Origin of the sequence: Psychrobacter sp. TB67, from assembly GCF_000511065.1 — a bacterium.
Taxonomy (GTDB): Bacteria; Pseudomonadota; Gammaproteobacteria; order Pseudomonadales; family Moraxellaceae; genus Psychrobacter; species Psychrobacter okhotskensis.
The window spans coordinates 1-11,505 of the sequence record NZ_AYYA01000083.1; the positions used below are offsets into that span (position 1 = coordinate 1).

General features: G+C 43.9%; 8 protein-coding genes, 2 tRNA genes and 2 rRNA genes. 10 read left to right on the top strand and 2 right to left on the bottom strand.

Annotation, left to right across the window (positions count from 1 at the left end):
• The 6 genes from W293_RS0114845 (at nt 1) to W293_RS0114870 (ending at nt 4,813) form a co-directional block, all read left to right on the top strand.
• Nucleotides 1-77 (top strand) — tRNA-Ile (locus W293_RS0114845).
• Nucleotides 78-86: 9 nt separating this feature from the next.
• Nucleotides 87-162, top strand: a tRNA-Ala gene (locus W293_RS0114850).
• Nucleotides 163-519: 357 nt separating this feature from the next.
• Nucleotides 520-3,381, top strand: a 23S ribosomal RNA gene (locus tag W293_RS0114855).
• Between the two features lie 180 nt (nt 3,382-3,561).
• Nucleotides 3,562-3,675 (top strand): 5S ribosomal RNA (gene rrf / locus W293_RS0114860).
• A gap of 248 nt (nt 3,676-3,923) precedes the next feature.
• Nucleotides 3,924-4,247: a hypothetical protein gene (locus W293_RS0114865; protein WP_025653175.1), complete on the top strand. Its 324-nt coding sequence runs from the start codon at nt 3,924-3,926 to the stop codon at nt 4,245-4,247.
• Between the two features lie 179 nt (nt 4,248-4,426).
• Entirely contained in the window at nt 4,427-4,813 is a 387-nt protein-coding gene (locus W293_RS0114870; RefSeq protein ID WP_025653176.1) for a hypothetical protein, read from the top strand.
• A gap of 50 nt (nt 4,814-4,863) precedes the next feature.
• On the opposite strand, the gene W293_RS0114875 is transcribed toward W293_RS0114870, so the two are convergent.
• A complete protein-coding gene (locus W293_RS0114875) occupies nt 4,864-5,124 on the bottom strand; it encodes a DUF1289 domain-containing protein (protein WP_025653177.1) in 261 nt (86 codons plus the stop codon).
• Between the two features lie 187 nt (nt 5,125-5,311).
• Here W293_RS0114875 and W293_RS0114880 point away from each other — a divergent pair, with 187 nt between their 5' ends.
• The 3 genes from W293_RS0114880 to W293_RS0114890 all read left to right on the top strand — a co-directional run bounded on the left by W293_RS0114880 (nt 5,312) and on the right by W293_RS0114890 (nt 8,780).
• Nucleotides 5,312-5,944, top strand: a complete 633-nt coding sequence (locus W293_RS0114880; protein WP_025653178.1) for a YqiA/YcfP family alpha/beta fold hydrolase — start codon at nt 5,312-5,314, stop codon at nt 5,942-5,944.
• Nucleotides 5,945-6,054: 110 nt separating this feature from the next.
• The gene (gene parE / locus W293_RS0114885; RefSeq protein WP_025653179.1) at nt 6,055-7,941 is read left to right on the top strand and encodes a DNA topoisomerase IV subunit B; all 1,887 of its coding nucleotides are present in this window, start codon (nt 6,055-6,057) and stop codon (nt 7,939-7,941) included.
• 143 nt (nt 7,942-8,084) lie between these two features.
• Nucleotides 8,085-8,780 (top strand): lysophospholipid acyltransferase family protein, encoded by a 696-nt coding sequence (locus tag W293_RS0114890; RefSeq protein ID WP_051395076.1) that lies wholly within the window; start codon nt 8,085-8,087, stop codon nt 8,778-8,780.
• Between the two features lie 82 nt (nt 8,781-8,862).
• On the opposite strand, the gene W293_RS0114895 is transcribed toward W293_RS0114890, so the two are convergent.
• Nucleotides 8,863-9,645, bottom strand: a complete 783-nt coding sequence (locus tag W293_RS0114895; protein ID WP_025653181.1) for an SDR family NAD(P)-dependent oxidoreductase — start codon at nt 9,643-9,645, stop codon at nt 8,863-8,865.
• A gap of 417 nt (nt 9,646-10,062) precedes the next feature.
• Between W293_RS0114895 and W293_RS0114900 the strand changes: the two genes are divergently transcribed.
• Complete coding sequence (locus W293_RS0114900) at nt 10,063-11,505, top strand: hypothetical protein (protein WP_025653182.1); 1,443 nt, start codon at nt 10,063-10,065, stop codon at nt 11,503-11,505.

The following is an 11,505-nucleotide window of genomic DNA, read 5'->3' on the forward strand; positions in this document are numbered from 1 at the left end:
AGGCCTGTAGCTCAGCTGGTTAGAGCACCGTGTTGATAACGCGGGGGTCGGCAGTTCAAGTCTGCCCAGGCCTACCATTTATTTACGGGGCCATAGCTCAGTTGGTAGAGCGCCTGCCTTGCACGCAGGAGGTCAACGGTTCGACTCCGTTTGGCTCCACCATAATAAATACGATAGTAACTATATAAACAAGCATAAACAGAAACAAATAATTCAGATATTACATCATACGATTATTTCTTTCTGTTTTATACAGAACTTATGACTCGACGAGAGCGTAAGAACTATTTAAAAACATAGATATGAGTCTGGGTTAGGAACACGTGTTCACGCGTTGTTCCTAACCTTAATAACTCACTACTTAACGACATCAGTTGTTATCCCAGTAGTGAGTTATTAAAAAAGTAAAGAGAACTGAATCAAGCGTATAAACATAGGTGATATCGTTATCATAATTAGACTTATATAACACTTTGAAGTTAAAACTTATTTATAAGTTAAGACTACTTGGGGTTGTATGGTCAAGTAATGAAGCGCACATGGTGGATGCCTTGGCAGTCAGAGGCGATGAAAGACGTGACAGCCTGCGATAAGCTTCGGGGAGGCGGCAATATCCTGTGATCCGGAGATTTCTGAATGGGGAAACCCACTTACCATAAGGTAGGTATCTTGTACTTGTACAAGAAGCGAACGAGGGGAAGTGAAACATCTCAGTACCCTTAGGAATAGACATCAAATGAGATTCCCCAAGTAGCGGCGAGCGAACGGGGAGAAGCCGATTAGTGCTAATGTAGAAGAACAGCGTGGGAAAGCTGACCGTAGTAGGTGATAGTCCTGTATTCGAAACATTAGCGTTAACATATTAAGTAGAGCGGGGCACGAGAAATCCTGTTTGAAGATGGGGGGACCATCCTCCAAGGCTAAATACTCCTGACTGACCGATAGTGAACCAGTACCGTGAGGGAAAGGCGAAAAGAACCCCTGTGAGGGGAGTGAAATAGAACCTGAAACCGTGTGCGTACAAGCAGTGGGAGCCTTAATTTATTAGGGTGACCGCGTACCTTTTGTATAATGGGTCAGCGACTTATGTTCTGTAGCAAGGTTAACCGTTTAGGGGAGCCGTAGGGAAACCGAGTCTTAATAGGGCGTTTAGTTGCAGGGCATAGACCCGAAACCGAGTGATCTATCCATGAGCAGGTTGAAAGTGCCGTAACAGGCACCGGAGGACCGAACCCACTGTCGTTGAAAAGCCAGGGGATGACTTGTGGATAGGGGTGAAAGGCTAATCAAACTCGGTGATAGCTGGTTCTCCCCGAAAGCTATTTAGGTAGCGCCTCGGACGAACACCATTGGGGGTAGAGCACTGTTTCGGCTAGGGGGTCATACCGACTTACCAAACCGATGCAAACTCCGAATACCGATGAGTGATATCCGGGAGACACACAGTGGGTGCTAACGTCCATTGTGGAGAGGGAAACAACCCAGACCGCCAGCTAAGGCCCCAAATTCCTAGTTAAGTGGGAAACGAGGTGGGAAGGCATAGACAGCTAGGAGGTTGGCTTAGAAGCAGCCATCCTTTAAAGAAAGCGTAATAGCTCACTAGTCGAGTCGGCCCGCGCGGAAGATGTAACGGGGCTCAAACTAGGAGCCGAAGCTGCGGATTTGAATTTGTTTTCAAGTGGTAGGGGAGCGTTGTGTAAGCCTGTGAAGGTGTGTCGTAAGGCATGCTGGAGGTATCACAAGAGCGAATGCTGACGTGAGTAACGATAATGCGAGTGAAAAGCTCGCACGCCGGAAGATCAAGGGTTCCAGTCCAACGTTAATCGGGGCTGGGTGAGTCGACCCCTAAGGCGAGGCCGAAAGGCGTAGTCGATGGGAAATCGGTTAATATTCCGATACTTGTTTATAATGCGATGGAGGGACGGAGAAGGTTATGTCAGCCTGGCGTTGGTTGTCCAGGTGAAAGGATGTAGGCTTACAACTTAGGTAAATCCGGGTTGTTATATGGCTGAGATCTGATAGCAAGCTGTACTTGTACAGCGAAGTGGCAAATACCATGCTTCCAGGAAAAGCTTCTAAGCAATAGTTATAAACGAATCGTACCCTAAACCGACACAGGTGATCAGGTAGAGAATACCAAGGCGCTTGAGAGAACTCTGCTGAAGGAACTAGGCAAAATGGTACCGTAACTTCGGGAGAAGGTACGCTGTTGATGGTGATAGGACTTGCTCCTTGAGCTGTTGACAGTCGCAGATACCAGGCTGCTGCAACTGTTTATTAAAAACACAGCACTCTGCAAACACGAAAGTGGACGTATAGGGTGTGATGCCTGCCCGGTGCTGGAAGGTTAATTGATGGGGTTAGCGTAAGCGAAGCTCTTGATCGAAGCCCCAGTAAACGGCGGCCGTAACTATAACGGTCCTAAGGTAGCGAAATTCCTTGTCGGGTAAGTTCCGACCTGCACGAATGGCATAATGATGGCAGCGCTGTCTCCAGCAGAGACTCAGTGAAATCGAAATCGCAGTGAAGATGCTGTGTACCCGCGGCTAGACGGAAAGACCCCGTGAACCTTTACTACAGCTTTACATTGAACTTTGACCTGACTTGTGCAGGATAGGTGGGAGGCTTTGAAGCCGAGACGCTAGTCTTGGTGGAGCCAATCTTGAAATACCACCCTGGTCATGTTGGGGTTCTAACTCAGGTATAACAATACCGAGGACAATGTATGGTGGGTAGTTTGACTGGGGCGGTCTCCTCCTAAAGAGTAACGGAGGAGTACGAAGGTGCGCTCAGACCGGTCGGAAATCGGTCGTAGAGTATAAAGGCAAAAGCGCGCTTAACTGCGAGACCCACAAGTCGAGCAGGTACGAAAGTAGGTCTTAGTGATCCGGTGGTTCTGTATGGAAGGGCCATCGCTCAACGGATAAAAGGTACTCTGGGGATAACAGGCTGATACCGCCCAAGAGTTCATATCGACGGCGGTGTTTGGCACCTCGATGTCGGCTCATCTCATCCTAGGGCTGAAGCAGGTCCTAAGGGTATGGCTGTTCGCCATTTAAAGAGGTACGCGAGCTGGGTTTAGAACGTCGTGAGACAGTTCGGTCCCTATCTACCGTGGGCGTTGGAAATTTGAGAGGATCTGCTCCTAGTACGAGAGGACCAGAGTGGACGAACCTCTGGTGTTCGGGTTGTCACGCCAGTGGCATTGCCCGGTAGCTACGTTCGGATGGGATAACCGCTGAAAGCATCTAAGCGGGAAGCCCACCTCAAGATTAGATTTCCCTAAAGAGCCGTTGAAGACTACGACGTTGATAGGCAGGGTGTGGAAGCACAGCGATGTGTGTAGCTAACCTGTACTAATTGCTCGTTTGGCTTGACCATACAACACCCAAGTGGTTTGTATCAAAGCTCTAATTAATCTATCTTGTATAAGCGAAAGCTTATAGAATATATATATTTCGATATCACCTTTAACCTTGATTCAGTTAGGTTACAAGTTGGTCGACCAATAGATAATATCTTGACGTCATAATAACATCAGACTCATATCTAACCCCCTTTGCTGACGACAATAGCGCGATGGCCCCACCTGATCCCTTCCCGAACTCAGAAGTGAAACATCGTTGCGCCAATGGTAGTGTGGTTCGCCCATGTGAGAGTAGGTCATCGTCAGCTCTCTATACTTGAAAAGCCCCTTAATACTAGCGTATTAAGGGGCTTTTCTTTGTGCGTGGGTTTGAGATTTTATTGACGTTCATCATGCCGTAATTTATATACAGATTAAAGCTGAAATCTGCTCGAGATATTGATTCTATGCAGCTGTAAAAGAGTGCGTGATATAGATTTCATTGGTATATTATTGATTGTTATATTGCTGTTAAATATACATGATAATAAATTTTTAGATATTTATGGAGTATTGCTTGGATTTAGTATTAATAATAGCTACCTTACTAGGCGGTATTACTGCTATTTGGTTTCTATACGATAAAAGTACATCCATATTAGCTTGGTTTAAATTAAGTGAAAATAATGTTTCTGACCCAACGATTCTTAGCATTTCAGATAATGATTTCGGTTTCCTTGAATCCAATTTAAAACTACTCACTGGAGTAGGTTATGTGCCTAAAAATAACTCTGAGACAGAAGCCTGCATCTCTTTATTAAATCAAAGAATATTAAAAAAATCGTCCTCTGATAAATTCAAGTTGACTCGTGTCGGTAAAAAAATGTTTTACCAAAAATAGAGAATCCCAATAAATTTATTAAATAGAATCAAAATGCTATCAGTGTTCGTTATTTTTATCTTTTATCTAACCATTCTGTTGCGTTCAACAAAGCTTAATATTTGTAGGAGTATAAACTCATCATTGAATTTTTAAAAAGTTATGTCTTCTTAGCTCCATATGTAACTGCTTTAGGAGTTATGGTTGCTATATATCAAGTTCGGAAAAATACAGAGCAATCTATAACAGCTTTTGAGGATTCTATTTCTAAAGAGTATCGAGATATATCTAACAATATCCCATATAACGCACTCATAGGGAAAACTTTAACTGGTGAAGAAATCACTCAAGCTTCAAATGTAATATATAACTATATAGATTTCTGTAACGAACAAATATTTCTACGTAGAACAGGTAGAGTAAGAGAGGATACTTGGAACAATTGGCAAAAAGGTATGAGTATTAACTTTTCACTGCCTATATTTATATATATATCTGAAGAAGTGTTTAAAGAATTACCTGATTCGTTTACAGGACTAAAAAGAGTTATGTCTGAAAACTATAGTACTGATCCAAAAAATTGGTAAGAGAGCTGATGAAAAGTCCAAAGTACAAATGATGTTTGACCTTTAACCTTTTAAAACAACTCACCAATCTCAATCACTTCTTCAAAATCAAATCCTAGCTGTTCGCCTTTACGCTGTTTCATTTGTTCGATACGTTGCTTTCGTCCTACGATTAATCTAAGCACTTCACGACGCTGCTCATTGGTCATGCTTAGCCATAGCTGACGCTCAGGACGACTGCGCAGGCAACCAAAGCAATAGCCTTTTTTATTGCTCGTGCACACACCAATACACGGATTGGCAATCTCGAACAGTTCAAACTGCTGACTCATGGCTGCTCCATCGCTTTTATCGTTATTCCCTTAACTGCCATCATCTTACTTTAAAACACTATTATGTCGTAAATAACGAATAATAGTGTGCCGCTTTATTGTTACTGTTTTTGGTGAGGCAATGCTATGCTTAGCTTTTATAGTCTATATAAAGTCATCATAACAAAATTAATAAGTGAGATTGTACGTGAACATTATTTATATTCATGGATTGGATAGTGATGCCAACTCGACCAAAGGCATATTATTAGAAAGCTATGGCCAGCAGCATCATGCTGATATTAACGTATATCGCCCTGATCTTAACAGCGCCCCTGAGCAAGTGTTTGAGCAACTAGTTAAATTGGTAACCGAACTCAATAAAGAAGACAAAACTGTACTGATTGGCAGCTCGTTAGGAGGCTATTTTTCTACCTTGGTGAGTAATCATACAGGTTGCCCCGCACTATTGCTAAACCCTAGCACTCAGCCTCATGTTACTCTACAGCGTTTTTCTGACATCTCAGTATCAAATAAAAAAAGCAGTGACGAGTTATCTCATAGTAATGTCCTGCATACGACCGCTGGCGGTTGGGAAATAACCCCTGCGGATTTACAATGGTTTGCAGATCATCAATTGGTATCCATTAATTATCCGAATAAAATTGAGGTCTTGCTAAAAGAAGATGACGAGCTGCTAAGTGCTGAGCTATCAAAAGACTTTTATCAAACGCAGGGAGCGACGGTAACTGTGCAAGCGGGTGGCGATCATAGATTTACGGATTTTGGTGAGCAATTACCGATGGTGATAGATATGCTACAGCGTTTGTTATCGACTTAAAGAGACGACATTATCTGACGTGAGCGATAGACTATTGGCCTTAACATCGCTATTTTTCGTTATAATGGTTCAATAGAATGAATGATCTGTGAATATTAAGGGAAGCATTTGTGAGTGAATATAATGCGCAATCGTTAGAAGTTTTAGAAGGGCTTGAGCCGGTACGTCGTCGTCCCGGTATGTATACGGATACCACGCGCCCCAACCACTTGGCACAAGAGGTGATTGATAACTCAGTGGATGAGGCATTGGCGGGTTATGCTAAAACCATCAAAGTTCAATTGTATAGTGATGGCTCGCTGTCAGTTGAGGATGACGGGCGCGGTATGCCGACCGATATCCATCCTGAGTTTAAACAGTCAGGGATTGAGCTGATTTTGACCCGCTTACATGCTGGTGGTAAGTTTTCGACCTCTAATTATGAAGTTTCAGGTGGTCTGCATGGCGTTGGTATCTCGGTCGTCAATGCGCTATCCACGCGAGTGGAAGTCACCGTATGGCGTGATAGTACCCAGTTTGAAATGGCCTTTGAAAATGGTGCACCAGTTACGCCTTTGACGGAAACGATCAGCTCAAACAAGCGTAAACGCGGTACTAAAGTACATTTTTGGGCGGATGGTAGTTTCTTCGATACGCCAAAATTTAATGTTAAACAACTCAAGCACAATCTAAAAGCCAAAGCGGTGTTGGCCGCGGGTTTGACGATTGAGTTCGTCGATGATATTAATAATGAAAAAGTTGTCTGGCAGTTCGCTGATGGCGTCGTTGAATATTTAAATGAACAGTTAGATGGTCTTGAAACTTTGCCTGAAGCACCGTTCTATTATAATTACGATGCGAAAGCGGGCGAACGTGCCGCCATTACCTTTGCCTTGTCTTGGTTGCCAGATGGGGGTACGCCCATTCAAGAAAGCTATGTGAACCTTATCCCGACGGCTCAGGGGGGCACGCATGTTAATGGTCTGCGCACAGGTATTTTAGAGGCCTTACGTGAGTTCTGTGATATTCATAACTTATTGCCGCGTAGTGTCAAGCTGACCGCAGAAGATGTATGGGATGGGGTCAATTATATCCTGTCGCTTAAGTTTTCTGAACCGCAGTTTTCAGGGCAAACCAAAGAGCGTTTATCGAGTCGAGAAGCCGCTGGCGCAGTACAGACATTGGCAAAAGATGCCTTTAGTTTGTGGTTAAATCAGCATGCCGATATGGGTGCTCAGATCGCCGAGTTGGCGATTAATAAAGCAGGACGTCGCCTAAAATCTGCCAAAAAAGTCGCGCGTAAAAAGATTACTCAAGGTCCTGCCTTACCGGGTAAATTGGCTGATTGCCGTGGTGATTTACGTGATGGTGCAGAGTTATTTTTGGTGGAAGGAGATTCGGCGGGCGGTAGTGCCAAACAGGCACGAGATCGTCATTATCAGGCTATATTGCCACTGCGCGGTAAGATTCTAAATACATGGGAAGTATCCTCAGATACCGTGCTGTCGAGCCAAGAGATCCATGATATCGCCATCGCTATCGGTGTCGATCCAGCGTCAGACGATTTGTCGGAATTACGCTACGATAAGGTGTGTATTTTAGCGGATGCGGATTCTGATGGCCTACATATTGCCACGCTCATCTGTGCGTTATTCGTCAAGCATTTTCCAGCGTTGGTTGATGCAGGTCACTTGTTTGTAGCCATGCCGCCGTTATATCGCGTGGATGTCGGTAAAGACGTGCATTATGCGTTAGACGAGCCTGAACTTGCACACATTTTGGCCAATGTACCCGGCAATAAAAAAGCACAAATTACCCGCTTTAAAGGGCTGGGAGAGATGAGTGCAGAGCAGCTACGTGAGACGACCATGAATCGTGATACCCGCCGCTTAGTCCAGCTAGACATGGACGACATGGTATTAACCAACAGTGTGATGGATATGCTGTTGGCGAAAAAACGCTCTGCGGATCGTAAGACTTGGCTTGAGGACAAAGGTAACTTGGCTGATATCTCATAAACTATAGTAACAACGAGCATTACATAGGCTGATGCTCGTTGTACGATTGAGTAAGAGGCAGCACAATAAAAGCCTGCAAAAGGAAATTTAGTGACATAAGGTTAATGTTATTATATCGCTATCTTTCATTATCTGGTGCCGTCATGACATCGAAGTTTAGCCGTCGTTCTAAGCCTATTGCCGCTAGTTCTACACGCTCTAAAATATTACCAAAGCTTAGCAGAAAGGATTTGGGTGACTTAATTCCCAGACGTGGCGGTGCTATTACGCCAGTTATCGGTGCGCGTTTGTTAAAAGTATTAGGCTGGCGTACTGTTGGCGATATTCCAAATGTGTCGCAAGCAGTGGTATTGGCTTTGCCGCACACTTCTTATTTGGATGGCCTCTATGCATTGCCCGGTTTGTTTGCTATTGATTTAAAAGTTAGCATTATGGGTAAGCACACACTATTCAAAGTCCCAGTACTGTCACAGATATTACTATGGTTGGGTATTATTCCCATCGATCGTGGCAATAAGGGCTCAGTGCTACAAGCAAGTATTGCTAAGTTTAAGACTGGTGAGCCGCTGTTTTTGGGGCTATCTCCAGAAGGCACTCGCGATTATAGAAAAGAGTGGAAAACCGGTTTTTATTATTTAGCAGTGGGCGCTGATGTTCCTATTTTGCCAGTGGCATTGGATTATAAAACCAAAGAAATACGTTTTTTGACCGCTGTCTATCCTACTGGAGATATCGAGGCTGACTTGCCAAAAATCTATGCTCAATATAAAGGCGTATTACCAAAATATCCTGAGCGCTTGTCGCAGCCACTACAGGATGTTAATCAATCAGCCGATTAGATATGTCTTGCGAATATGAGTATTTAAGCCTCTTAGGGATGGCTAGCAAAATACTCATATTCAATTACAAAGAGAGCAATAGCTAAAACTGAGGCTGACCGTTAGAAGCACTAACCCCGCCGTCCACCGCAAGATTGACGCCAGTAATCATCGACGCATCGTCACTTGCCAAAAAAGTAATGGCAGCGGCAATGTCCTCTGGCGTGGCCAAACGACCAAGTGGACAACGATCTAAGAATTTATCGGTCTTGGCATCATTATCTTGAATGGCACTGGTCATGTTTGTCTTAGTCACGCTCGGATTAACCGCGTTGACACGTACCCCATCAGGACCATGATCTAAAGCCAGCGTCCGTGTTAGATTGCTAACGCCAGCTTTGGCGGCATTGTAAGCTGCCATATTCCAATCACCGCCGACCCCTGACAATGATGAGACATTGACGATATTACCTTTGGTTGCTATCAAGTGCGGCATGGCTGCCTGACAGACGTAAAAAGTACCATTTAAATTCACATCAATCGCTGACTTCCAGTCTTCAGCCGTTAGCTCAGTAATTTTACCTTGAGTGGCTTTGCCCGCATTGTTGACCAAAACATCGATTTTTTCAAACTTATCGATGGCTCTTTTAATCATTTCTTGTACTTGGCTCTGCACACTAATATCACAGGTAATGGTCATATAATTATCGGTATGAATCCAAGTGCGATCTGTCGGAAACTCCTTAGCGGTTTCTGCCAAACTGTCAGCTGTACGTCCTACTAAAACGACGCTAGCGCCTTCTTGAGCAAAACGAATGGCAGTTGCGCGACCGATACCTGAGCCGGCCCCTGTGACGATGACGGTTTTTTCTTTAAAACGTTTCATGATGTTCAGTCCTTGTTATCATATGCAGATAATAGTCACTACATAAAAAATGAGTAAGCAAACCCTAAGTGGTGGGTGAGTTATAAATCGATGCATCAGCTTTGCTGCTTTTATGTCATCATAACAAGTCATTGCTTTGAAAGCGACTTTGTATAATTGCACTTATGTATAGTCAGTGAAAAGTAATATTGATACCTCACGCACTGTTGATATCCATTTTTCTTGCTTGCTGTGTCTACGCTGACAGAGGCTATAAAAAATTGATATCAGCAATAAGGTCGCGTTTTTAGGATATTTTGACTATAGTTTAGTTTTTCTTTAGCGAAGAATGCTTATTATCCTTGCAAGAAGGGCATTATCGTTCTCAGTGGCATTATGGGATGCGTTATATTCAATTGATAATAAAAGGTTGGAACTGTGTTAAATTCGACTACTGCCACATCTGAATTGGGTTATTTAGCTGATGAATTGGTTTGTTATCTGCAAGCAGCTGCGTCAGAGATTGTTTTACCTAATCTCCAAACCATAGAGGCGCGTTATGAGGCTCGGCAGTATCACTATCGATTGCCATTAGGTAAGCTCCAACTATTAACGCTCACGGTAACTCTGCCTTCTGAGACGAGCTTGGCTAAGATTGAGTCAGTGCGGATGGCAGCAGTCAAAGCAGCGCTGGCATGGCATAAGAGTTACACCTCTCAAAGTAAAGACGCTCAGCTGCTCAGCTATGACGTATTGATCGTCGATATCCAGTTCGGCGAGTATGCTAAAAGTAGTGACAACAATGATAGTGACAATAACAGTGATAGTAAAATTAATATTGAAAACAATCGTCGGTCGAGTGATTTAGTAAAGCGTGTGACGCATGAATTTGCTGCACGCTACTTTATGGAAGATTTAGTCGTTGATATAAGTGACAGTGGTCAGCAACTTCAAATATTCAGCTGGCATGATTGGTGTTCGATAATGCTAGCGTTGCAGACACCATGCGAGCTATGGCGGTTTTTGGGATATCATCTAGAGCAGCTACAGCAGTCGGTATCTAGTCACATCGCGAGCTTTGAGTCCGAAGAAAGAATTATCAGGCAGTTTTTAAGCAGTGTATCTTTATTTAACCACGCTATCACGGTCGATAACGCGCTTATCAAGTACGGTATTCAGCAAGCGCCCAATTCTGCATTGATAGCCATGAGCCTAGCGCAAAAGAATCAAAGCAAAACGGCACCGATGTATGAGAAACATATGGCGCAGGCCGCGACACTTTGGTCGCAGCTTAGTGCGCAGATGATTCATACGGTCAGTGCAGAGCTAAAAGCTAAGGCAGATAAAGAGTCAATAACACCCTCATTTTCTGTTTGGCAGCAGCAACTCTTAGATGAGTCTTTGTTTTCGCGGCATGAGCTTATCCGCACTTTATATAGACACCCAAAACAACAGCAGGCGTTGCAAAAAACTGGCTATGTAGTACATCAGCATTCGTATGAAAATCTCGGTCGGCATTATGTGCTGATATTCTATGGTCAAGATGGGCAGGGGCAGAATAGTAAGGCGGCTATTCAGCCAAACTTACAGCAGATTGCGCAAGATGTTGCCACGCGGCTACCGATGGCTGAGCTGCATCACGTCATTGTACTTGGTATAGACTTTATCTCTGAGGCAGGCGAGACCTTTATAGATATCGATCTGTGGATTCAACCTATGAATAGTATGACCCAGCGCGAGCGTCAACTTACCAAGCAAATACAGCGCCTTAAACAACAAGGTACTGAGCAGCCTACGAGCAAGAAATTGACGCAGCAAGCAAACGATTTGCCTCAAGTTCGTCTCAACCTTTCTATTCCAGCCCGCAAAGATAAACCATAA

What these genes read in the sequence shown, in the direction of transcription:
- W293_RS0114875 (WP_025653177.1), bottom strand. Translation starts at nt 5,124, where the DNA reads ATGAGTCAGCAGTTTGAACTGTTCGAGATTGCCAATCCGTGTATTGGT.
- W293_RS0114870 (WP_025653176.1), top strand. Translation starts at nt 4,427, where the DNA reads ATGGTTGCTATATATCAAGTTCGGAAAAATACAGAGCAATCTATAACA.
- W293_RS0114895 (WP_025653181.1), bottom strand. Translation starts at nt 9,645, where the DNA reads ATGAAACGTTTTAAAGAAAAAACCGTCATCGTCACAGGGGCCGGCTCA.
- W293_RS0114890 (WP_051395076.1), top strand. Translation starts at nt 8,085, where the DNA reads ATGACATCGAAGTTTAGCCGTCGTTCTAAGCCTATTGCCGCTAGTTCT.